Here is a 23,797-nt window from a genome sequence, read left to right as displayed (position 1 = left end):
ACGACCTTCTGAGGCATAGCCGAAAATGGCGCCACCCCTTGCTCAACAATTGTCACAAACTCTGAACAAGGCGGTCAGGGAAAAAAGGCATACTTCCCCCATCAACCCGCCGGGAGCCTACATGCCTCGCCGCCTGTTCAAACGCTACATGCCAGATCCGACCAGCATTCGGGAACACAAATCCTTACGCTTTTTCGGCAAATTGCTGCATGACCCGAACCTCTGGCACCTGAACCGTCATTCGGTGGCGCGGGCCATGGGCGTCGGCCTGTTCGCGGCGCTCATTCCCATGCCCATGCAGATGCTGCTGGCGGCAAGCCTGGCCATTCCCTTGCGGGGTAACCTGCCGATTGCGGTCAGCCTGGTCTGGCTGACCAACCCGCTGACCATGCCACCGGTGTTCTTCGTCACCTACATGACCGGCGCCTGGCTGATGCAGGTGCCGCCGCGCAGCCTGCCCGACGAAATCACCGTGCAGTGGGTCACCGACCAGCTGTCGACGATCTGGCAACCCTTCCTGCTCGGTTCGGTGGTCTGCGGCCTGGTGCTGGGTGCACTGGCCTACTTCGCCACCATGCTGTACTGGCGCTGGTGGGTGGGCCGGCAGTGGCGCCGGCGCAAGGGGGAACGCGCCTCAGGCGCGCATGCCGCGGCCGCTGACCAGCAGGCGCACGCACAGCACGTAGAGCACCGCGGTGGCCACCAGCATGAAGGTGATCGCCGTGCCAATACGGATATCCGACACCCCTAGGATGCCGTAGCGGAACGAGTTGACCATGTGCAGCACCGGGTTTGCCAGCGACACGGTCTGCCAGAACGGCGGCAGCAGGTTGATCGAGTAGAACACCCCGCCCAGGTAGGTCAGCGGTGTCAGCACGAAGGTCGGGATGATCGAAATGTCGTCGAAGTTGCGTGCGAACACGGCGTTGACGAAGCCCAGCAGCGAGAAGATCGTCGCGGTCAACAGCACCACCACCACGGTCACGCCCAAGTGATGCACCTGCAACTGGGTGAAGAACAGCGACAGGAGGGTCACGATCACCCCGACCGCCAGGCCACGCAGCACGCCACCGAGCACATAGCCCACGAGGATCGTGTGCGGCGACACCGGCGAGACCATCAGCTCCTCGATCGAGCGCTGGAACTTGCTGCCGAAAAAGCTCGAGACCACGTTGCCATAGGAGTTGGTGATCACCGACATCATGATCAACCCCGGCACGATGTATTCCATGTAGGTGAAGCCACCCATGTCGCCGATCTGCCGGCCGATCAGGTTACCGAAGATCACGAAGTACAGGACCATGGTGATCGCCGGCGGCAGCAGGGTCTGCGGCCAGATGCGCAGGAAGCGCCGCACTTCGCGGTAGACGATGGTGTTCAGGGCCACCCAGTTGGTACGCAGTTCCACGCTCATACCGCCACCTTCGACAGGTTTTTCTCCACCAGGGACACGAACAGCTCCTCGAGTCGGTTGGTCTTGTTGCGCAGGCTCTGCACTTCGATGTTCTGCAGGGCCAGCTGGCCGAACAGCGCGGTGATGCCCATGTCCTTGTCCACCTGCACCTCCAGGGTATGGGGGGTGATCAGGCGGCACGGGTAGCCTTGCAGCACCGGTGCCTGGGGCAGGTCCTGCTTGAGGTCGAGCACGAAGGTCTCTACGTGCAGCTTGCCCAGCAGCTTGCGCATGCTGGTGTTCTCGACGATGGTGCCGTGGTCGATGATGCCGATATTGCGGCACAGCTGCTCGGCTTCCTCGAGGTAGTGGGTGGTCAGGATGATGGTGATGCCTTTCTGGTTCAGCTCGGTGAGGAAGCTCCACATCGAACGGCGCAGCTCGATGTCCACCCCGGCGGTGGGCTCGTCGAGGATCAGCAGGCGCGGCTCGTGGATCAACGCCCGGGCGATCATCAGGCGGCGCTTCATGCCGCCGGACAACGAACGCGACTGCACGTCGCGCTTGTCCCACAGGCCCAGCTGGGTCAGGTACTGCTCGGCGCGCTCCTTGGCCTGTTTGGCCGGGATGCCGTAGTAGCCGGCCTGAGTGACGACGATATCGAAGGTCTTCTCGAACTGGTTGAAGTTGAACTCCTGGGGTACCACGCCCAGGCAGCGCTTGAGCGCCGCGGGCTCGCGGTCCAGGTCGTGGCCGAACACGTTCACCGTGCCGCTGGTCTTGTTCACCAGGGTCGAGAGGATGCCGATGGTGGTGGACTTGCCGGCGCCATTGGGGCCGAGCAAGGCGAAGAAGTCACCTTCGGAAACGTCCAGGTCGATGCCCTTGAGGGCCTGGAAGCCGTTGCCGTAGGTCTTGGTCAGCTGTCGTATGGACAGGGCGGAACTCATAGCGGGTCAGGTACCGAAAAAGGGTTCAGGACACGCCAGGTCAAGTCACTGGCGCAGTGAGTGCGGCCCATGGTGCAAGGCCTGGCCGCACAAGTACAGTCATGTGTATCGATAATGACTATCGAAGCAGCCGAGGTGTTCAGGTCAATGCCGTCATCACCGCCGCCTGGTAGGCCGGCCGCTCGCGCAGGCGCTCGTACCAGGCGCGCAGGTGATGCATGTCCGGGCGCTCGATGGGCATCTCGAACCAGGCGTAGATGAAGCTACCCAGCGGGATGTCGCCCATGCCGATTTCCTGGCCCGAGAGATAGGGCTGCTGCGCCAGGGCCTGGTCGGCGATCGACAGCAATTGGGCGCATTGCTTTTGCGCGGCATTGATCGCCACCCAGTCGCGCTGCGCCTCGGGGGTGCGCAGCAGGCCCCAGAACAGCGGGCGGAACGGCGTGGCGAAGGACGACGTGGTCCAGTCCATCCATTTGTCCGCCTGGGCGCGCTGGCGGGGGTCGTCCAGGTACCAGCCCTGGTCGCGGCCATACTGGGCGCAGAGGTAGCGCACGATGGTATTGGATTCCCATAGCACCAGGTCGCCGTCTTCGAGCATGGGCACCAGGCCGTTGGGGTTACGGGCGCGGTAGTGGGGTTCGTCGACCACGCCGAAGGCACCACCGGCGTCGATCGACTCGAAATCCAGGCCCAGTTCATGGGCGGTCCACAGCGCCTTGCGCACATTGCTCGAATTCTTGCGGCCCCAGATCTTCAGCATGGCGATGTCCTTATGAATGTGCAGGTGGAGCAGTTTACTTCAAGATCGGGGGTAAGTTCGTCGCGGCGGCTTTGTGGGCTGTGAGATCGAGCGCCGCCCGCGCGGCGCATCGCGAGCTACGCTCGCTCCTACGTTTGTTTCGGGCCAGTTCATCCTGTGGGATTTTCGCGCGGATGCTTTGGTGCCAGACGCGAAATTGTGTCGTACGGACCAGGCGGTCGCGCGCGCCTGTCACAGGCGTTACTGGCCGTAAACAGACGTAGGAGCGAGCGCAGCTCGCGATGCGCCGCGCGGGCGGCGCTCGATCTCACAGCCCCCTCCATCTCAAGACCGACGCCCGCGATCCGGGCTTGCCCGGCCATGCCTTACCGGCCACCAGGTAAGACATTTCCGAACCTGAAACCAAAAGCTTCAGGATAATTCTTTAGAGACCTATCCTACGCACTTGCTGGAAGTAGCCTCATTGTCGGGGAAATACCTCAGGGATAACGTCAACCGGTCGCCCAAATGGGTGACCGGGTGTGAGAACCCGACCTGCACTGCCAAGGCAATCGCTTTATGGCGGCCATGCGCGGGCAGACTTCGGTCTGGCCGGCTTCAGTGCACCGGTTTCTCACCCCGCGTACGGCTGCCACCTTTATCCGTGAGAAAGATCTAGATGGCCGCTCCCGTCACGCACTGGAGTTTCACCATGAAAAAACTCGTCCCGGATCCCCCACCCGCATCCCTTCACACCATCAGCCGAGCCCCCGGCCAGGCAGAAGCCCAGGACAAACCTACCACCTGGAGCACCGCAGGCCGCACCACTTGCATGGAGCTCTACCGCATCCAGCCAGGAATCTCGTTCCAGCACGCCTTCAGCGAGCTGTCGGTGCTGCTCGGCTGCATTCGCCACCTCACCTGCGAAGCCGAGATGGAGAGCGACCTGATCGCCGGCAGTTCGGCGCGCATCCTCAGCGCCATGGCCAAGGCGCTGATCGATGACATGGAATTGGGCATGAACCGGCAGACGGAGTGACGGTTGTGCAGTCCATAGTTGGCGTGCCGGGTATGGACTGCACCGTGGTTTCAAGACAGCCCCAGCGCCTTAACCCTATGCCATAGGTAAATGCACTTACAGAAATAAGTCTTCGATTCGAACAACTCACGCCGCTATACCTACATACCCTCTCCCTCGCCGCCCTTAAGCTTGCCACCGTTCCGGAAGTTGCAGTCACTTGTGACTACACCGGAATAGCGCTCACGCGATTACCAACACAACTCATATCTAGGTAAGCAAATGAAACAAGCATTCATGGCATTGGCCCTGGGGCTAGCCTCTACCAGCGCCTTCGCCTCTACCGGTAGCGGCAACATTCAATTCAAGGGCGAAATCTATGATGGCGGCACTTGCCCTATCGAAGTAATCGGGCCTGGTGGGGTCAACGGTTCCGTGGACTTCGAAAAACTGTCCACCTCGGTATTCAAGAGCTCGGGCGACGCCTCTGCGCCCAAGAATTTCCAACTCAAGGTGGACAGGGGCGACCCGACCTGCAGCGACGCCTCCCTGACAAAAGCCAAGTTTACGTTCACCTCGAAGGAGACCTCTCCGGGCACGAACCTGTTTGGCATAAAAAGCGGCCCTGACTTGGCGACCGGGCTTGGCATTCGAATCAAGGACCACACCAACGCCGCCCTCCAGCCTGGCACTGAAAACGAGTATGACATCGGCACTGGGCTGTTCAATTACAGCGCAGAACTCGTTTCCACCGGCAGCGTGGGTGAAGGGCGGGTCGAGGGCGATATCGATATTACCGTCGAATTGATCTAACCCTTACCAGGCGCACCCTGCGCCTGGACCATACTCTTCCAGTATCGTTGAACACCATGCTCTCTTTTCCCTATACGCGCGCACTTTCAATCAGTTGCCTGCTCGCCGTGCTGGGTTCTTTTTCCAGCGCCCATGCCGCACTCACGCTCAATACCACACGCCTCATTTACGAGAGCGGCAAGCGCAGCACGTCGATCATTGTCGCCAACCCCAGCGAACGCACCTATGCGGCACAAGCGTGGGTGAACACACGTGCCGACGATACGACGACCGCCGTGCCCTTCACGGCCTCTCCGACACTGTTTCGTCTTGACCCCGGCAAAGAGCGCACCGTGCAAATCGCCCACCTTCCGAGTGACTTGCCGGCCGATCGTGAGTCGCTGTTCTTTTTCAATTTGCAGGAGATTCCACAAACCGTACCGGGACAGCGCAATGCCCTGAACATCGCCTTGCGCACGCGGATCAAGTTGTTCTATCGCCCCAGCCATTTGTCAGGGCCCGTCACGGAGCACCTGAAGGACCTGCGCTTTTCGCTTATTACCGTTGAAGGTAAAGCGCACTTGCATGTGCATAACCCCTCCCCGTTCTACTTCACGTTCAGCCGATTGGACCTCGAAGCCGCAGGCCGGCAACTCGCCGTCCCGGATGTCGACATGATTGCGCCCATGAGCGAGCAAACCTACCCCATGCCTAGCGGCCTGCCCGCCCATGGTCTGCAGGCTGTCTTTTCGGTGATCACCGACTATGGCAGCAACAGTGCACCCGTGTCCTTGCCGGTGCACGGCACGCCCTGATCGCCTCGCGACACTCTCACGGAGAAACGATCTATGACTTCTGCGCACCAGGCGCGGGGGCGCTTGCGGCTGCACCGACTTTGCCTGCTGATCATCGGCATGCCCGGTAGTGCAGCCCTGGCAGCCCCAAGCGAACAGCCCACGGTCGAGTTCCAGTCAAGCTTCCTGCACCGGGCGGGCCTGAGTGGCGCTACCGCCACTGCCGCCCTAAACGCGCTGGCCAACGAGCATGCCTTGGGCCCTGGCCGCTATTTGGCCGAGCTACAGGTCAACTCCACCTTGGTCGGGCAGCGGGAACTGGACTTTTCCCTGGCCGCTGGGCACAACCGCCTGCAACCTTGTCTTTCGCCAGCCCTGCTGGGTGAGCTGGGCCTGCGCCTGGATGCCTTGCCAGACCCGGCCCTGCTCGAGCAAGCCTGCCTGGATCTACCCACCGTCGTTCCTGGAGCCCGGGTGGACTTCGACAGCGCCGCACTGCGTGTGGCGGTATCCATTCCACACATTGCCCTGCGCCGGGAAATAGCCGGTTATGTCGACCCAGCACGCTGGGACAGCGGGATTTCCGCAGCGTTCGCCAATTACCAGGTATCCACCCAGCAACGGGACAGCCGTATCCAGGGCAGCACCAACCATTACGACCTGTATTTGAACAGCGGCCTGAACCTCGGCGATTGGCGCCTGCGCAGCAGCCAGGCCTGGCGCCAGGACAGCGATGGCAAACGCAGCTGGACCCGCGCCTATACCTACGCCCAGAGCGACCTTCCCGGCACCCTGGGTACCTTCACCCTGGGCGAGACCTTCACCGGTAGCGAGGTCTTTCGTGGCGTACCGATACTGGGTGCCCGCATCGCGTCCGACCTCGACATGCTGCCGAACATCATGCGCAGCTATGCCCCCATCATCAGCGGTGTCGCGCAAACCCGAGCCAAGCTCGAGGTTCTGCAGAACGGCTACCCCATCTACTCCACCTATGTCAGCCCCGGCCCCTACGCCATCGACGACCTGAGCGTCGGCGGCACAGGCGAACTGGAGGTCGTGCTGACCGAGGAAGATGGCCAGGTGCGCCGCTTCACCCAACCCTACGCCAACATCGACAACCTGCTACGCCCGGGCGTATGGCGCTACAACGCGGCATTGGGCCGCTATAACCCGGCCGGCGACCTGGACACTCCCACACTCTGGCAAGGCACCCTGGCCTACGGTACGCCCTGGCACACCACACTCTACGGAGGCTTGATGGTCAGCGAAGGCTACCTGGCCCACGCCGTCGGCGTCGCCCGTGACCTGGGCAGCCTGGGCGCACTGGCATTCGACGTAACCCACGCCAACAGCCAATTCGACAGCGCCAGCGATGTGCAAGGCCAAAGCTTTGCGTTGAAATACAGCAAGACATTCGGCACAGGCACCGACCTGCGCTTCGCCGGCTATCGCTATTCGACCGAAGGCTACCGCGATTTCGATGAATGGGTCAGCCAGCGCAGCCATGACTCCCGTTTCACCGGCAGCCGCCGTAGCCGCCTGGATACCACGATTCTCCAGCGCCTCGGCACACGCAGCTCGTTCAACCTGACATTTTCCCAGCAGGACTACTGGCAGCGCGCGGACGTGGAACGCCAGTTCCGTCTCTCCTTCAATACCTCCCACAACAAGGTCAGCTATGGCCTGCATGCTTCGCAGTCGCTGCGTACTGCCAGGCGTGGCAGCGATCGGCAAGTGGGGCTGAGCATTTCCTTGCCTCTGGATTTCGGCCACAGCAGTACCCTGTATTTCGACACCCAGCACAGCGCCCTCGGCAATCGCCAACGCGTGAGCATGAACGGCAGCGCCAACGACTATCGCCTCAGCTACAACACCAGCGTCAGTCGTGACGAGCGACAACGACAAACCCTCGGCCTGAACCTGGGCTACCAGACGCCCAGCGCCTCGCTGGGCGCCGGTGTCAGCGTTGGCCCCGACTATCGCAGCCTGTCGCTCAACGCCAGCGGCTCGCTGCTGGCCCACGCCGATGGCGTCGAATTCGGCCCGAGCCTTGGCGAAACCATCGGCTTGGTCGAAGTGCCCAATACACCTGACGTGGGCGTGCAGAGCGCCTCGAGCGTACGCACCAACGCACGCGGCTTTGCCCTCGTGCCCAACCTGAGCCCCTACAAGCGCAACCAGCTTGTCCTGCAAACCGACCAGTTGGGGCCGGAAATCGAGATCGATAACGGCAGCGCGCAGGTCGTGCCGCGCCGTGGCGCGGTGGTCAAGCAGCGCTTCGAAGTGCGCAAGGTCAACCGCCTGGTACTCACCCTGCATACCCCCCAGGGCCAGCCAGTGCCATTCGGCGCGCAGGTCTCCGATAGCGCAGGCACATCGCTGGGTGTAGTTGGCCAAGCCGGCATGGTGATGCTCTCGACGACCCAGCCCAACCAACAGGTGAGCGTGCGCTGGAGCGAGGCGGCAGATGCGCAATGCCAGCTGGAACTGGACATCGCCCAAATGCCTCAGGAACAGGGGTACCGCATGCAAACACTGAGCTGTGGATGAAGGCATCCACATTCGACCCCATGCCTGAACCTGCTGACATGCCCTGGAGCATCCAATGAATCGACCCGTCGCCCTGTTATTACCAGCACTGCTGATAACGCTCGGTCACGCCCCACTTGCCATGGCCGCTCGCTACTGCACCTTGGATAGCGGTCAGCTCAGTTATGAGTACGCGCTTCCCGACATCGTCAAAGTCGATGCCAGCCTTCGCCCCGGTGAAGCAATTAGTGCGGTTAGGCAAGACAACCTACACCCCATTGCAGGTACGAAATTCACCTGTGAGAATGACGACGACACGAACCCCATAAACTTGAACGTCGAGACGCTAACCGGGCAGTCAGCCTTCCTTGGTCCTGGAGACGTGCGGGTAATGAAAACCAATGTTGCCGGCATTGGCGTCGCAGTGCAGCTCGGCGTCCCGTTTACCGGGGGCGCAAACAATTATTTCAAACCAACCGACAACAGCTCTATACCCTTCACGGGTACCCTCGGAAACACCGGAGGGAACCAGATGGTGCTCACGAGGCTGCTCCACAGGATTCAACTGGTCAAGATTGGCGACATCGCGCCGGGTGTGCACTACATCGACACCCCCTTGTTCAGAGCCAGCACTAGCATCGGCGGCTCGTTCATGGACTACCGGTTGACCAGCCGCGTCGTCAGCAACCCTTGCACCGTTCCCAAAACCTCCAGCCCCGCCGTCGTGCAGTTGCAAAGCTGGCCAAAATCGGAGTTCAAGGGGATTGACCATACCACCGCCTCGACAGATTTCGCGATCGAGTTGACCAACTGCGAAGGCGACCCTAAGGGCATGACGCGCGTCGCCATCACACTCGAGGGTATCGACGGGTCGACACCCATATCGGGTAAGCCCGGGGTTTTCACCCTCACCGACGATTCAGACGCCGAAGGCGTTGGCATACAAATCCTCAAAGGCGACGGAACCCCGATGCCGCTGGAGACAGAAGAGGACATGGCCAACTTGACCAAAGGCACCACCCGCCTCGCCTTCAAGGCCCATTATTACCAGACGCTGCCCGCCGAAAAAATCAAGCCGGGCTCGGCAAACGGCGCACTGAAGTTCACCATCAGCTATCGATAACCTCTTGAAAAGGCCCGGCCAACGCCGGGCCCAAGGCTTACCGTAATAGGAAACTCAAGGCACCACTGTTAGTACCAGCGCCGGTAAGGTCTTGAAAGAGCGTCCTTTATCAAAGCTGACCGCCGCACGGATACGGAAGGTGTCGTTGAGTTTCAGGCTTTGCACGAAGCGCTTGGCCATATAGGCCTGCACTTTGCCAGCCTGGCGCTCTGCGAGCGTCAAAGGCAGGTCGTCACGCACGATCTCGACCGGCAACATCGCCCCACCCGCATCGTGCCCCATCGCCTGGATACGAACCGGCTGCTCCGGGCGGCTGAACTGCCACATAGGCAATTCCAGCAATACGCCCTCTTCCGGCACCGTGCTCAAAGACAACTTCCCCTCCTTGGCAGCCTTGCATTCGATCCTCTTGAAGTGGTTAGGGTTCACAACGTTCCTGATGCCCAGGTCGTAGGCCTTGGAGTATTCGACGGTTCCATCATCATGCTTGAACGAGTAGAAAAGCTCGAGGCGTTGGCCCAGGTTGGCGGCTATCACGTCCATTGGAAACTGGAAAATCTTGTCGCTCCCCAGGTTCAGGTTGGCAGGGAAGCGGTCCCCCATTCGGTTGACCGCGATCATCTCGAACTTCCTAGCCTCTACCTCCGTAGGAATACGTACGTTCACGGCCCTTTCCGGAGTCAGCGAGCCCTTTGCGTCCCCCTCGGACTCAACACCGTCCACGGTGGGTGCTGGCAAGACCGGTGCCGTGCCGATGGTCAGGGGCAGCGCTTCGCTCACCTGCAAAGTGCCCAACCGGCTGAATTGATAGACAAGCGTGACCCACCCGCTGGTGTTGGCCTGCAGCCAATCATGCCCCAGGCCGAACCTGATCTTGCCGCTCTGCAGAATGCTGACATCCACCTGCACCACACAGGTTGTGGGCGCCCGACCATATACGTGCAGCACGACCTCATCGTCCAGCTGCATGCCAAAGTCGTCGACCTGGACAACGATACCGTCGGGATACGCCCCCGGATCCACATGATCTCCAGTGAGGCCTTCGATGCGCGGGCTCGGCAGTTTCGGCCCTTCGGGCTCACCCTGGACAATACGCAATAATTGCCTTGGGGACTGACTGCCCGTTGCAGAATCGGCGTAGTCGATCGTATAGCTCACCTCCCCTTGACCCTCGCTGGCCAAGTGCAACTCGTTGCCATCCAGAAGCCAGAGAAGCGGCTTCCCAATGTCCTGGGCAGTATTCACATGTTGCAGGCTGATCGGGCCAAGCGGTTCGCCATGCTTGTCCTGACCGTGCCAGAAGAGCGTTACCTTATCGTCAACGGCCATGGCCGCATAAGGCCCAACCACGACCATACCGTCACCCGGCTCCCGATCCAGATCGATACGCAAGCCATTGCCTCCGATGACTAGAGCCGGTGGCAGCGTTCTAACCGTATCCGCCGCCTTGTCCACATAGAAAAACGCCAGGTCAGACTCCGTCAGCTTGCCGAATCCATCGTCCTGATCGACCGATACGAATCCCCAACCGCCTGATAACGCCTCCAATTGGGCGTTTGGAATCCACATCGTTGCGTATTTTCGGTCATCCAGCTCTCCGACTATCCCACCTCCTTTGTAGACTCGATTACGCCCGTCGGCAGAGCGACCGCGCAAGTTGATGATGCAATAGTCGTTTTCGTCGATCCCGTCGTACGTGAACAACACGTCCAGGTCATTACCATTCAAGCTCTTCAAGTCGAGCGATTCTCCCCCGCCCAACGCGGGTATTTCTGGGGCTGCGAAGTCGTTACTCATGAACACGGCATCCTTTATGGCGTGGTATGGAATGCGCGGCGTTCGCCGGCGCAATGAGCCCGCTGTTCTACATGCCCCTCGCAGCCCACAACAGCTAGCAAGTCTGCCAGTGAACACCTGACCCTGGACTTTGCCAGGCAAGCCGCTGTTCATGGCTAAGCTACATAGATCCGTTCAAAAACCAGGTTCCATGGAGGACTATCTATGTTGCTGTTGTGGTTGCTATTACTGGTGGTCGGCACGGCGTATCTCATGCATAGGCGCCTGGCACCGCTACAGGTCATTGGGGCCGTCGCGGCCTACGTGCTGGCGATGGGCATCTGGAGCGACTGCCCAGGCTGGCTGCTGGCAGTGCTGTGGCTGGTCCTGGCCTGCAAGGCCGCCTTCCTGGTGCTGCACGACTGGCGGCGCAGGCTGTTCACCGAACCGGTGTTCCGCTGGTTCCAACGCACCCTGCCGCCGATGTCGCGCACCGAACGCGAGGCGATCGACGCAGGCACCGTGTGGTGGGACGGCCAGCTGTTCAGCGGCCGCCCGGCCTGGCACACCTTGCTCGACTACCCGGTACCCAAGCTCACCGATGAAGAGCAAGCCTTCATCGACGGCCCAACCGAAACCCTCTGCACAATGGTCAGCGACTGGCAGATCGGCCAGGATCTGGACCTGCCGCCGCAGGCCTGGGCCTACATCAAGGAGCAGGGTTTCTTCGCCCTGATCATTCCCAAGGACTACGGCGGCAAAGGCTTCTCGGCCTACGCCCATTCCCAGGTGGCCATGAAGCTGGCCACCCGCAGCGGTGACCTGGCCTCCACGGTGATGGTGCCCAACTCCCTCGGCCCGGCTGAATTGCTGCTGCACTATGGCACCGAGACGCAACGCAACCATTACCTGCCTCGGCTGGCGCGTGGCGAGGAGATCCCCTGCTTCGCCCTCACAGGCCCCCTGGCAGGCTCCGACGCGGGCGCCATGCCCGACACCGGCGTGGTGTGCAAAGGCCAATGGCAAGGCGAAGAAGTCATCGGCCTGTGCCTGAACTGGGAAAAGCGCTACATCACCCTCGGCCCGGTGGCGACCTTGCTCGGCCTGGCATTCAAGGCCTACGACCCGGACCACCTGCTGGGGGAGGAAGAAGACCTGGGTATCAGCCTGGCCTTGATTCCCACCGACCTGCCCGGCGTGCAAATCGGCAAGCGCCACCTGCCCCTGGGCGCCGCGTTCATGAACGGACCCAACAGCGGCAAGGATGTGTTCATCCCATTGGACTTGCTCATCGGCGGCCAGGCCATGCTCGGCAAGGGCTGGATGATGCTGATGAACTGCCTGTCGGTGGGGCGCTCCATCTCGCTGCCGGCGGTAGGCACCGGCGCGGCCAAGTACACCAGCCTTGTGACCGGGCAGTACGCCAACCTGCGCGAGCAGTTCAACGTGCCACTGGCGGCCTTCGAAGGCATCCAGGAGTCTCTGGCACGGATCGGCGGCAACGCCTGGCTGATGGACAGCGCGCGCCTGCTCACCGCCCTGGCCGTGGACCTGGGCGAAAAACCCTCGGTGCTGTCGGCCATCCTCAAGTACCACCTCACCGAGCGCGGCCGTGAATGCATCCAGCACGCCATGGATGTGCACGGCGGCAAGGGCATCATCATGGGCCCGAACAACTACCTGGCGCGCAATTGGCTGGGCGCACCGATCTTCATCACCGTAGAGGGGGCCAACATTCTTTCGCGCAACCTGATGATCTTCGGCCAGGGTGCCATTCGTTGCCATCCGTTCGTGCTCGATGAAATGGCCCTCGCCGCTCGCCCGGACCAGGAGCAGGCCCTGCGGGAGTTCGACGACCTTTTGATGAAGCACATCCTGTTCGCCGCAGGCAACGCTGCCAGTACCTGGGTACTGGGGCTGGGCCTGGGCCACTTCGAGAAGGTGCCGGGGGATGCGCTGAGCCAAGGGTACTTCCGCGCCCTGAACCGCCAGGCCGCCGCCTTCGCCCTGCTGGCCGACCTGTCGATGATGCTCCTGGGCGGAGCGCTCAAGCGCCGTGAACGGCTCAGCGCCCGCTTGGGTGATGTACTGAGCTACCTGTACCTGAGCTCGGCGGCGCTCAAGCGCTACCACGACCTGGGCTCGCCCGAGCATATGCAGCCTTTGCTGCGCTGGGCCCTGGAGGAAAGCCTGGGCCAGGCGGAACATGCCCTGGACCGGTTGCTCGACAACTTCCCCAACCGCTTCATCGGCTGTGCCCTGCGCGTGCTGGTGTTCCCCTTAGGCCGCCGCCATACCGGCCCGAGCGATGAACTGGATGCAGAGGTGGCGGCACTGATCGGCCGGAGCAAAGGCGACCCGGCACTCGAAGAACTGCTGGCCGGCTGCCTGCGCCCCAGCACGGAAGGCGACCCGGTGGCGGCATTGCAACGTGCCTGTGATCTGCTGGAAGCATGCGCCCCCTTGCACAAGGCCGTGCATGAGGCGGTCAAGGACGGCAAGCTACACCCCGCTCCCGGCCAGTCGGCCATCGATGCGGCAGTCGAGGCCGGTGTGTTGCAGGCCGATGAAGGCCAACGGCTGCACGAGGCCGAGGCGGCGCGGCGGCGGGTCATCGATGTGGATGCGTTCGAGAAGGAGGCATTGCAGGCGGTACCGGACAAAGTGCGCTGAGTTCGCCGCAGGCGTTTCGGTGCCGGTGAGATCCCGCGCCGCGCGGGCGGCGTTCGATCTTACAGACGTCACCCTTTCAAGGCCCGCCCCCAAGGCACAAACCGAACAACCGGCGTATACTCCGCCCCCCGTTTCAGCCATACCGAGGACCTTTCCATGGCCAACCCGCACCTGGAATATCACCTGCAACTGCTCCAGCACCTGCGCACCATACTGGCGGCCCTGGGCGAGGCCGAGCAGGTACCGGAAGAGAGCCACGCCCTGTTCCTCGAGCGCTTCGACGAACTGCTCACCCTGCTGCCCCAGGACCCGCTGGAAAGCCAGTACCTGGGCCAGGACCTGATCTGCCAGGTGATCCAGCGCTACCCACAGATCGCCCACCTGGTGCCACGCGACCTGTTGTGGTTCTTCGGTGGCGACTGCCTGCACTTCATGCCGGACGAGGAGCTCAGCATTTACCAGCAGTTGGAAGACCTGCGCTACGAAGCTGAACAGAAGGGTGAGCCCTTCGACTGGAACCAGCAAAAGCAATTGTTGAGCCTACCGGAGCAAACCCCGAAGCACTGACGTGCCCTGTGCACTTGAGCCATTGGGACGCTAGGAGATCGCGCAACCTTAGTGGGAGCTGGCGGAGCCTGCGATGGGCCGCAAAGCGGCCCCTTGAGTCTGGGGGATCCAGCGTTTGAGGGCTTGGGGCTGCTTGCAGCCCATCGCAGGCTGTCGCCAGCTCCCACCGAGATTGCGCCGCTCTCAAGACTTGCGAAATCCTTGTGGGAGCGGCGGTGCGGCGGTCCGACTTGTCCCGCGATTGGGCCCGCCCTGCCCACCGCGACGGCATGGCAAGGGCTTCGCCCTTGATCGCGGGACAAGCCCGCTACTACAAAGAGCCTGCAAAATCAAGAAGATATGCGTTGCTCTATGAGAACGGGCTTGCCCGTGAGGGGACGCAGAGCAGCCTGGTTCTACAGCCTGCCGATTTCCAGCACGTTGTAGCCTGTTGCCAGCACCACACCGCCGTGCTCGATCTCGCAGGTCACCACGGCAAAGCCCGGGGCACCGCTGGCCGGTGCGGTAAAGAGCCCATCCTCACTCAACTCACCGACGCCAAACAGCCGCCAACACCGTTTCGCCTCCGGCATGAAACGGGTGTCCTGCTCCTCCAGGCGCAACGACTCTCGGTACCCGACCTTTCGGAACACCCCAGGCTGGACAGACAACAGCTGCTCCCCATTGGCCATGACAATCGAGAACCTGCGACGGTGGTCGCTGGTGACACCCACTTGCTGAATAGCCAGCCCCTTGCGCTTGACGGCAGCATCGGGGATGAACGTCGCCTGCTTGAAGTTGTGCAACTGTAGCTGGCCATTGCGTTCACCCAGCAGTCGCCAGGCATGACCTGGCCCCACCCCGGCCATCTGCAGCTCGATCGGTGCCTCAGGGGTGATGAACGCGACTTCCGGCTGCAGCTCGAAAACCTCGACCGATACCCGTGCACGTGCCGACGCCTTGTAGAACATGCCATCTTGGTACAGCTCGGCGGTCACCACAATGGCCTGCCCACCCGGCTTGAGGCGCTCGACCGATTCGAACCGGTAGCAGCCCTCCTTCGCATCGATATGCCCATACTCCCCAGAGCCCGACGCATCAAAGCCGCTTACCGTCCAACGCGAAGCCTGGACGGCCTGGCCCTGCGGGTCGCGCAGGATGAAGTCGTAACTGCGGCCCACCTCCATCGTGTAGCGAGGTGCTTCCACGGTGAACGACGGCCCAAGTGGCAGCAGGTCACCGAACATGACGGTATCGAACGGCACATGCCTGGCGCGCTCGGCGAAGCCGTACGGGCTCGGCTGGTACCACAGTTTCTGCGACAGGCTGCCCGGCAGATGATTCAACGCCCGGTCCTGCACCAGGGCCACCGGATAGCGTTCGATGCCCTGCTCCTCCACGACTAGGTAGGGGAAGGTATCCGTCGGCGCGATGCCATCGCGCGCCCTCGCTTTGACCTTGAAGAACACCAAGAGCGCACCTTGCCCATGGTTGGCCGCACCGGGTACCTGGGAACCAGGCGCAGCCTGGGTGTATACCCGCATGCCGGTCGGTGTCCAGGGTTCATCGCCCTGACAATCGACATTCACCAGGGCGAACTGGCTCTGGTAGTCAGGCAAATCGCGGAACCATCGCGCCAGTTCAGCGGCCAGGCCGTCATCGCCCCCCCCAAGATTGCAACGTACACGCGACACATTGCACAGATCGAGCACAAGGCCCCAACGCTCCCTGTAGGAGACCACCTCCAGATCGACATCGGCTTGCACGGCATAGCCCATGGCTTCATTGATGACGAAATAGTGCTGCTGGCCATCGGCATACTGCGCTTCACGCCGGTAGGTCCCCGACAGGATCGGCAGGGTCACCTGCACGCGCCGGCCACCGGCCGAGGCATTGGCGAAGGACAGGGTCGGCATACCGAATTCGATGGCCTGCACCTGCGTGCGCCCCTGCCCGTCAGGGTCGATCGTCGCCTCGAACAGCGGCAGCGAACGCAAGTCATGCAACCGCTCCAGGTAATGACGCTTGAGCAGGTCGTTCAAACAACCGCGGTTATAGACAGCCAACGCGCCCCATCCCAGGGTCACGTTGATTGCTTTCATGGTTTCGAGCACGTGCTCGATAGAATTGCCGGACATTTTTCCGAACCTCCTTGAATGGTGTCAGCAACCAGCACGCTTATGACTCAGACGCAAGCAGTTGTTGGGTGAGCGCAGGGAACTCGGTCAATGGCCATGGCAAGATCAAATGGCCACTGAACGACAGGGTTTCCACCTTGGCCTCGGCAAAAATCAGGACGAATCCCGTCTGGTTGGCATCATCAGGCACATACCGTCCATCGACGAGGGCGCCTTGACCTTCAATTGGCAATGTCCATTCCACATCCTCGAGCTGAGAGCCCCCAGCACTGGCCTCCAACTCAAGGCTGCCGTCTTCCTGAGGGAGCACCTTGATACTCATAGATGGATTGGCATGCACCACCAGTACATAGGCCGTGCGTTGATCACCCGTCTTGGAGTCTTGAACCTGTATCTTGTCGATGACATAGGTCTTGCCTCCCGAAGGGCCTGGTTCATAGTGACAACGCTTGCCCCCGTCTTCTGGCGTCAGCGAACCACGTTCCCCTTCCACGAGATTATCGATCGTCCAGCCCAAGTCACCGCCCGCCAGCGAACCTGCGGTAAGGGTCAGGTCTGTTTGCGTGTAACAGGTATGGATCATTGGATTCACCGTCACGCCCCGAGGCACAGTGGTCACCAACGCCGAAGCCAGCACCTCGGTCGACGCCTCATCCTTAGCGAGTACCAGTACTTTGCTCGGCTTGCCATCCAGAGAGGAAGCTGGCGCGGCCAGATAGGTCCCTTCGTCCCCCCGGTCTTTGATCATCGTCCCTGGATCGTCGGCGCTGACAGATAGACTTTGGATCTCCCAGTAGACATTCGATCGCGGAGGAACCAGACGCACATCGCATGTCTCACCCGCCAGCACTACGGCATTACCGGGCTCGATACGAAACTCGGTGGGCGTGGTGATCATGGCCACATCGTTGCTTTGCGTGACATCCGCTGCCTGCAGGAACATCCCCTGGTCGGCCCCAATTAGCACACCTTTCAACCAACGTTCCGGTACGTCCGCGCTCAGCCTTTTCGACAAGCCGGAAACGATCGCACGCTTGATTGCATGCGCAACGAACTCTTCAACCTGTGCACGCTCACCGTCGGACATCTCAGGCAAGCCAGAGACAGCAGTGACTTGCGCATCGGTCGACCAAGGCGAATAGAGTTGCCCCTGAAGGATGTAGCGTTGTTGGCGTTGGGCCTCGAGCAGGTTGAAGCGGTGCGGCAAATTCAACTGGAACGTGGCCTGGAATGCCCGTGTCTTTTGCTGTTCCCCTGGCAGAAGAGGGTCGTAGCGCAAATCAACGGTGCACTGCGACTCCCAGACCTGATCGACCCTGTCTTTCACAAAGTCGACCGACAGCCCCACTGCCGGGACCGTGAACGTTTCGCACATGAAGGCGAACTCGGCGCTTTGGTACGTGGACTTGGGAACGTCCAAATGCCCGGCCGTGGCGTCCAGGCCAACCAGCATGCCGTACGAATCCAGTCGTTCTTCGAACTCGCCATCCTCGAGCAATTTCGAAAGACCTTGGCCGTAACTGACGCGATACAACAACGGAGCACTGATCACGCTCGTGTTGACGGCAGGGTCGAGTCCTGGAACATGAGCATCGGCCGGAACCACCCCGATCCTGCCCTGTTGCGTCGCGCCCCACAACACCAGATCACGCGGCTCGCCCTTGGCGTCGCTCTGTACGTACAAGTCGGTGTGCTTCATGTCCACGGCACTGTCTGCACCCTGCCCCATGCCCACCAAAACATAGGGCTCATTGAGCTGCGCCTGCTCTTGCATCAGTGCTTGGATAAACTGACCACCGCGCTCATTCTGCCTGTCGTCGCCCGAACCCAGTCGCATGTCCACACCGTTAGCCACATCCAACTGCAACCGCGAGGGTGAAACAGCCGAGTTGAACGGCATCGTGAAATTCAGTGGCAGAGGATCCAGTGCGTCGTGTTGCGACAACGACTCCACCTTGCCCTCCCTCGTTCGAACCTGCGTGCCACTGTCCAACTGGCTGGTTATAACGAACCTGGTGGGGGTGGGCGTCTCCAGCGAAGGGGCCGCCATCTGATAGCCCGCCAAGTGATATTTAATATTGGGCCCTTCACCATCGATGCGGCCGTTAATATCAACAAGTACTTGTTCAGTGCTCAAGCGAACCCGGTGTTCTTTCGCCAGAGCGGTATTGAGCTGATCGACCGAAACGGCGGTCAATGTATCGTAGCCATACAAGCCTGGGTTCTGCTCCAACCAAGCGAGCAGTTCCTGATCTAATTCATATGTCATTTTCAATTAGCCTTTACGCGAAGGGCTTCGAGTGCCCGAGTATTTTCAACCAGTGGCAGAGGGATGATGATGAAACCCTCAAAGACGAACGAGAGAAGTTCATATTTACCGGTAATGACGGCGAACGACGCAGGCTCGGAGGTGTCGACAGTATAAACACCGCCTACGATGCTGCCTGGCCCATGTGCCACCTTCCACTCAGTCTCAGTAGTAAGATCTTTGTCTTGCACCTTGGCGCGTAAACTGACGATACCTTTATCGACGTTGGTGTCGATAATCTCCAGGCTCAGCAACGGACTAGACGTCTCGGTGATGACGACACTCTCGACTTTCTCTCCGGTGGTTGTATTACGTGCCGACACAACATCGATACTGAATGTTTTTTCGTTCGACTTGGGGCCTGCAATATACGTCATGTTCGGCGTTGTCACGCCCGGATCTTCGAACTTTCCATAGGGATCGGGGTTCTCGAAGCGCCATTCAAATGGTGCCGACGTATCCAGCGCGCCAACCTGCAAATCAACGGTGTATTGATTCGTCTTGCTCGCTGAGTTGCCCCACGTCGTTGTCACCAGAGGGGTGATCATCAAACCCTGACGGACCACGGTGACCAACGCTGAACTCTCGAACTGTCCATCCGTGGCCACCACCCGTACTCGCGTGAACAGGCCATCGATATGTTCGGCCGCTGGCGCAGTGTACTCACCATCCGGAGTAATGGTGCCTGCATGCCGGGCCGGCGTTTCAATTCGCCATGTCAGCCCTTCTTTGACAGGCACCGTGTTGAACTTGTGTTTTTGACCAGCCCCGAGGATAGGTTCCAAGTCATCGATGACGAAACGGGTGGTATTGGGATTGACCCTGCCGAATGCCACGGCACCTCGAGGCAGGTGGGTGGTATCAGCAATGATTGAATTACCGAAATTGAATTTGATCGTATCATCGATGAGGGCTTTGATCGGGGTCAGTAACGGGAAGCTCTTATCCAACGCCTTTTCAAGAATGGCACGCATGCTGAAAGCGCCTCCAATCCCCATAAGTGGGTCAGAAAGAATGGCCCCAAGAGTGAATTTGATCACCGCCATCAAAGACCCAAGAAAGGCTGCACCACCTAGAGCAGCTATCAATAGCATAAGCGCGCTGCAAGCTTCGCACGCGACCTCGACCCCGCCACGAGAACGACTCGGGTCTGGAAGATCGGAAAATGGCTCATGGACAACTTCAAAATCGAAGTATAACTTTTCTAGCTGACCACCCTCTTCACTAGTCAGCTTATAGCCCGCAGAGATCTTATACTCAAAATAGTCATTTCTAGGTTCAAACACAGGGGCCAAATCAAGCTTAAGAGTTTTTACCATCTCCTCAAATTTGCCTGACTCACTGGCCAGCTTGCGTAACTGTATCTCTACATCCCCGCGCAGTGTACACGTAAGCTTTATCTCGTCACTCCCAGGATCGCTCTCGATAATTAAATTATTCGCTAGATCGCAGGAAAATGCTTTAATTTCAAATGTCGCGACAAGATCCTCGAATAACGGTGAGAATTCGACAACCTCTACCGTATCGCCATCAAACCTAAGCATGCCTTCGGTCATCGTGGCCCCAGAGATCACTCGAGTCCCGCCTACCTCTTCGTAGTCCAATTCAAACTTCACACCCGGGATTTCCTCGCGCAGCGCCTGCATCATTTGCGCGATTGCCAAACGCTTACTGGCAATCATCACGGTCGCGGAGTAGTCCTTACCGGCATCATTAGGAATAAGATATTTGATGGAGTCGTCGGAGTTAGGGCGCGTGCCCTCTTTATCCCCTTCCAACTTGATTAAACTGATGATAGCCCCTTCACCGTCCAGGTTCTTGGGGTCTAGCGGGTGGGTGAGCAACTCGAATTGATCCGGGCGCATCGCTTCATTACCACCCGGCATAATACGCCCCAGCTGATAAACGCGTTTTTTCTCCTCCAGCGCCTCGAACTTTTTCTGGAAGAACCGGCCCAGCCCCGTTTGCTCATCAGGTGACCCAGCAAAATTGAACAGAAAATCCGTGCCCTTTGCCAGGTCGAGGTAAATTTCCCCGCCGGCCGCCACATTGCCCTCCACTTCGTTCAATGCAAGGTCTATCTGCAACTCGGGCCGTAATATAGGCCCATATTGTTCAACCGTCCGCACCACCGAACCAAGCTTTCTTTCAATGCGAACGCGGTTGCCCGCCACCATCGCCATGCGCAGGCGGGCCTTCGAACTCCGCACACTGGCATTTTCAAACGACAGCCTAGGCACATCCAGCACGGCATTTTCGATCGTGTTCACCCAGCCGCTGTTATCATCAATCGTTCCTGACTGGGGCTCTATATATGAGCCCTCCGTGAAGTGCCTGATATACTCCTGTGTTAACAGACGATTGGCCTTCGCGCGATCCATGGCCGCAATGATCCCCCAACCGAACATTTTCCCTGGGTTAAATTCATCCTCCTCGCCCATCCACTCCACTAGATACTGTTCAGAGTAGCCAGCCATAGTTTTCCACCCTTCTAACTTAAATATCGAAACAATCGGCAACCGCATCAAATAACGACTTACACACGAAGCCCTATTCAACGTCACTATTTCGACACAAGGGGAGAGACGGGGAAACTGATTGAACTACTAGGCTTTGGGTGAAAAGCATCGCGAGCGATGTGCATGCGGCGCTCGATTTGTGCCCCGTACAAGGCTCAAATCGCACAGCCATCAAATTCCAGGATCGAGTAGGAGGCGGGCCCTGACCCGCCGTCCTCTCACACCACCGTGCGTACGGTTCCGTACACGGCGGTTCAGGTTATGCGGCTAAGCCTGTTGATCGTATCCAGTATCGAGACCAGTCCGAGTTGATTCCATAGCTTCTTCGGCAGCGCCTGATTCATATGTGGCGCTCCGGAGTTCCACCATGGGCCTCGGCCATTGAAGGCTGATTTGCAGGCCCGTTCCTCGCTTAACCCCAGACGCATCAGGTTGCGCGCCCTCGTAGAGGGCCGCTTCCATTGTCGCCAGATGGCACAGCGAAGTTTGTGCCTGACCCAGCTATCCAACTCTTCAAGCGGCCGCTTGCTCTGGCTGAGCTGGAAGTAACTCGCCCAGCCTCGCAGCACAGGGTTTATCCACTCGATGACGTTTGCCACCTTGCGACCCCGCGCACCGCGTAGCAATTCTCTCAGCCGGTCACGTATGCGGCCTAGGCTCATCATCGCCACACGCAGTCTCGGCTGTATGTGCCGGCTCATTCCATAGCCCAGGTATTCACACTTCCAAGCCCTTGAGACACGGCTCTTCTTTCGATTCACCGTCAGTTTCAGGCGCTGGCTCAAGAAGCGCTCCACACCGTCCATCACTCGCTCGCCAGCACGAGGACTGCGCACATAAATGTTCGCGTCATCGGCATATCGTACGAAGCGATGGCCCCGTCGCTCCAACTCTCGGTCGAGTTCATCGAGCAGGATGTTCGACAGCAGAGGCGAAAGCGGGCCGCCTTGCGGCGTCCCTTCCCGCCGTTGGCTAACGACGCCGCCCGACATGACCCCGGCTTCGAGGTAGCGGCGGATGAGCCTGAGCACGCGCTTGTCTTCGATCCGGCGCTCGATACAGGCCATGAGTATGTCGTGGTTGACCCGATCGAAGAACTTCTCCAGATCAAGTTCCACACACCAGCGATGACCTGCCGCCACGTGGGTTCGAGCCATTTCTACAGCCTGATGGGCGCTTCTGCCTGGACGAAAGCCGTAGCTGTAGTCCGAAAACAGCGGATCGAAGATAGGCGTGAGCTGTTGCAGTAGTGCTTGTTGGATCAGGCGATCCACGACGCTGGGAATTCCCAGTTGCCGGGTGCCGCCCTGCGGCTTGGGAATTTCAACCGCTCGCACTGTCTGGGGATGATATTCGCCGGCCAACAACCTGGCCTTGAGGATTGACCAATACTGTCTCACATAGCCCGCCAAGTCAGCGACCTTCATGCCATCGGCACCCGGCGCTCCCTTGTTGCTGACCACGCGTTGATACGCACGCTTGAGGTTCGTCGGTGCAAGCACCCGCTCCATCAGCGTGTCCGGCTCCGCGTTCGTCCACGCCACTGACGCCGTCGATACCTTTGCACTGTCATGCATCATCCTCGACTTCTGGCCAGGACTCGGAATAACAGTTTCCGCTGTGGGAAATTTCTGCATTGCGGCTACCAACGAGACAGTGACGCCTACTGGCGGCATAACCTGTTCGGCCCTTGGTGACGTGGTTAGCCGTCACTTACTACGGCCTCGGCTGACTTCTGCACATTCATCCCGTCGCCTCTCGACGCTCGGTAGCACAAAGGCAAACATGCAGATCTCCCAGGGTAATTCGCGTGACCTTCCTGCTTATGCCTGTCGGATCTACGTCGCAGCGTTCCGTGCAAGTATTGGGCTTTGACGATCATAGCCGTCTTACCCCGCTGCGCCGCCTAATCCGCTTCCTGTACGTCAGGCCAGCATTTTGCCTCGGGCTTCCTTCAGATTCGCAGTCACCCGCGACACCCTTGCCTCTGGCTAACACTTCCCCTTGCCGGGTGTGTAGAGGACTTTCACCTCCAAGTCACCCACTCGACCACCACAGCCAAGCGGGTTGCGCTTGCGCGCAACGCGCCATGCCTGGCGCACCATAAAAAAAAACGCCCTCTCGATTGAGAGGGCGTTTTCGATTTGGAGCGGGAAACGAGACTCGAACTCGCGACCCCGACCTTGGCAAGGTCGTGCTCTACCAACTGAGCTATTCCCGCATGCTTGAAGCAAACCGCTATTTGGCGTGGGCACCTGTTGGTGCTTCACCACCACTGCGACGCCATGAGCGCCACAGCTTGAAAATTGGAGCGGGAAACGAGACTCGAACTCGCGACCCCGACCTTGGCAAGGTCGTGCTCTACCAACTGAGCTATTCCCGCAAATGGCGTCCCCTAGGGGACTCGAACCCCTGTTACCGCCGTGAAAGGGCGGTGTCCTAGGCCACTAGACGAAGGGGACATACCCAACGCTTTTCAGCGCACCCGATCATGAA

Annotated in this window: 16 protein-coding genes and 3 tRNA genes; 8 read left to right on the top strand and 11 right to left on the bottom strand. The window is 59.9% G+C overall.

Annotated elements, in window-relative coordinates; genetic code table 11:
* The first annotated feature begins 121 nt into the window (after positions 1-121).
* Positions 122-751 (top strand): DUF2062 domain-containing protein, encoded by a 630-nt coding sequence (locus tag ACXHGZ_RS05660; RefSeq protein WP_143515168.1) that lies wholly within the window; start codon positions 122-124, stop codon positions 749-751.
* Here ACXHGZ_RS05660 and ACXHGZ_RS05655 read toward each other — a convergent pair.
* The 3 genes from ACXHGZ_RS05655 to ACXHGZ_RS05645 form a co-directional block, all read right to left on the bottom strand.
* Positions 635-1,414, bottom strand: coding sequence for an ABC transporter permease (locus tag ACXHGZ_RS05655; protein WP_084855010.1), 780 nt, complete (start codon positions 1,412-1,414; stop codon positions 635-637). The genes ACXHGZ_RS05660 and ACXHGZ_RS05655 overlap by 117 nt on opposite strands.
* Positions 1,411-2,343: an ABC transporter ATP-binding protein gene (locus ACXHGZ_RS05650; RefSeq protein ID WP_084855009.1), complete on the bottom strand. Its 933-nt coding sequence runs from the start codon at positions 2,341-2,343 to the stop codon at positions 1,411-1,413. The genes ACXHGZ_RS05655 and ACXHGZ_RS05650 overlap by 4 nt, the downstream gene beginning before the upstream one ends.
* Before the next feature lie 139 nt (positions 2,344-2,482).
* On the bottom strand, positions 2,483-3,106 hold the full coding sequence (locus tag ACXHGZ_RS05645) for a glutathione S-transferase (protein WP_480462806.1): 624 nt from the start codon (positions 3,104-3,106) through the stop codon (positions 2,483-2,485).
* A gap of 811 nt (positions 3,107-3,917) precedes the next feature.
* Between ACXHGZ_RS05645 and ACXHGZ_RS05640 the strand changes: the two genes are divergently transcribed.
* The 5 genes from ACXHGZ_RS05640 (at position 3,918) to ACXHGZ_RS05620 (ending at position 9,341) form a co-directional block, all read left to right on the top strand.
* Positions 3,918-4,124, top strand: coding sequence for a DUF3077 domain-containing protein (locus ACXHGZ_RS05640; RefSeq protein ID WP_480463996.1), 207 nt, complete (start codon positions 3,918-3,920; stop codon positions 4,122-4,124).
* A gap of 261 nt (positions 4,125-4,385) precedes the next feature.
* Entirely contained in the window at positions 4,386-4,916 is a 531-nt protein-coding gene (locus tag ACXHGZ_RS05635) for a fimbrial protein (RefSeq protein ID WP_480462805.1), read from the top strand.
* A gap of 56 nt (positions 4,917-4,972) precedes the next feature.
* Positions 4,973-5,710, top strand: coding sequence for a fimbrial biogenesis chaperone (locus tag ACXHGZ_RS05630; RefSeq protein WP_480462803.1), 738 nt, complete (start codon positions 4,973-4,975; stop codon positions 5,708-5,710).
* Positions 5,711-5,743: 33 nt separating this feature from the next.
* Positions 5,744-8,239, top strand: a complete 2,496-nt coding sequence (locus tag ACXHGZ_RS05625) for a fimbria/pilus outer membrane usher protein (protein ID WP_480462802.1) — start codon at positions 5,744-5,746, stop codon at positions 8,237-8,239.
* Between the two features lie 55 nt (positions 8,240-8,294).
* Positions 8,295-9,341 (top strand): fimbrial protein, encoded by a 1,047-nt coding sequence (locus ACXHGZ_RS05620; RefSeq protein WP_480462801.1) that lies wholly within the window; start codon positions 8,295-8,297, stop codon positions 9,339-9,341.
* A 54-nt stretch (positions 9,342-9,395) separates the two neighbouring features.
* Here the strand turns inward: ACXHGZ_RS05620 and ACXHGZ_RS05615 are convergent, their stop codons facing one another.
* On the bottom strand, positions 9,396-11,138 hold the full coding sequence (locus tag ACXHGZ_RS05615; protein WP_480462800.1) for a hypothetical protein: 1,743 nt from the start codon (positions 11,136-11,138) through the stop codon (positions 9,396-9,398).
* Between the two features lie 204 nt (positions 11,139-11,342).
* Between ACXHGZ_RS05615 and ACXHGZ_RS05610 the strand changes: the two genes are divergently transcribed.
* Positions 11,343-13,790, top strand: coding sequence for an acyl-CoA dehydrogenase (locus ACXHGZ_RS05610; protein WP_480462797.1), 2,448 nt, complete (start codon positions 11,343-11,345; stop codon positions 13,788-13,790).
* Positions 13,791-13,946: 156 nt separating this feature from the next.
* The gene (locus ACXHGZ_RS05605) at positions 13,947-14,357 is read left to right on the top strand and encodes a PA2817 family protein (protein WP_084855001.1); all 411 of its coding nucleotides are present in this window, start codon (positions 13,947-13,949) and stop codon (positions 14,355-14,357) included.
* Positions 14,358-14,752: 395 nt separating this feature from the next.
* Here the strand turns inward: ACXHGZ_RS05605 and ACXHGZ_RS05600 are convergent, their stop codons facing one another.
* From ACXHGZ_RS05600 to ACXHGZ_RS05570, 7 genes are all read right to left on the bottom strand, one after another.
* Positions 14,753-16,474 carry a hypothetical protein gene (locus ACXHGZ_RS05600; protein WP_480462796.1) on the bottom strand — a complete coding sequence of 574 codons (1,722 nt, stop codon included), beginning with the start codon at positions 16,472-16,474 and terminating at the stop codon, positions 14,753-14,755.
* Between the two features lie 40 nt (positions 16,475-16,514).
* Complete coding sequence (locus tag ACXHGZ_RS05595; RefSeq protein WP_480462794.1) at positions 16,515-18,743, bottom strand: hypothetical protein; 2,229 nt, start codon at positions 18,741-18,743, stop codon at positions 16,515-16,517.
* Between the two features lie 2 nt (positions 18,744-18,745).
* Positions 18,746-21,259: a hypothetical protein gene (locus ACXHGZ_RS05590; protein ID WP_480462793.1), complete on the bottom strand. Its 2,514-nt coding sequence runs from the start codon at positions 21,257-21,259 to the stop codon at positions 18,746-18,748.
* Positions 21,260-21,555: 296 nt separating this feature from the next.
* Positions 21,556-22,977, bottom strand: coding sequence for a group II intron reverse transcriptase/maturase (gene ltrA / locus ACXHGZ_RS05585; protein WP_480460536.1), 1,422 nt, complete (start codon positions 22,975-22,977; stop codon positions 21,556-21,558).
* 469 nt (positions 22,978-23,446) lie between these two features.
* Positions 23,447-23,522, bottom strand: a tRNA-Gly gene (locus ACXHGZ_RS05580).
* A gap of 86 nt (positions 23,523-23,608) precedes the next feature.
* Positions 23,609-23,684: transfer RNA gene (locus ACXHGZ_RS05575), tRNA-Gly, on the bottom strand.
* A 3-nt stretch (positions 23,685-23,687) separates the two neighbouring features.
* Positions 23,688-23,763, bottom strand: a tRNA-Glu gene (locus ACXHGZ_RS05570).
* Positions 23,764-23,797: the final 34 nt, after the last annotated feature.

The sequence above is a fragment of the Pseudomonas shiyinii genome, assembly GCF_056725765.1.
This window is presented reverse-complemented; position numbering and strand designations above follow the sequence as displayed.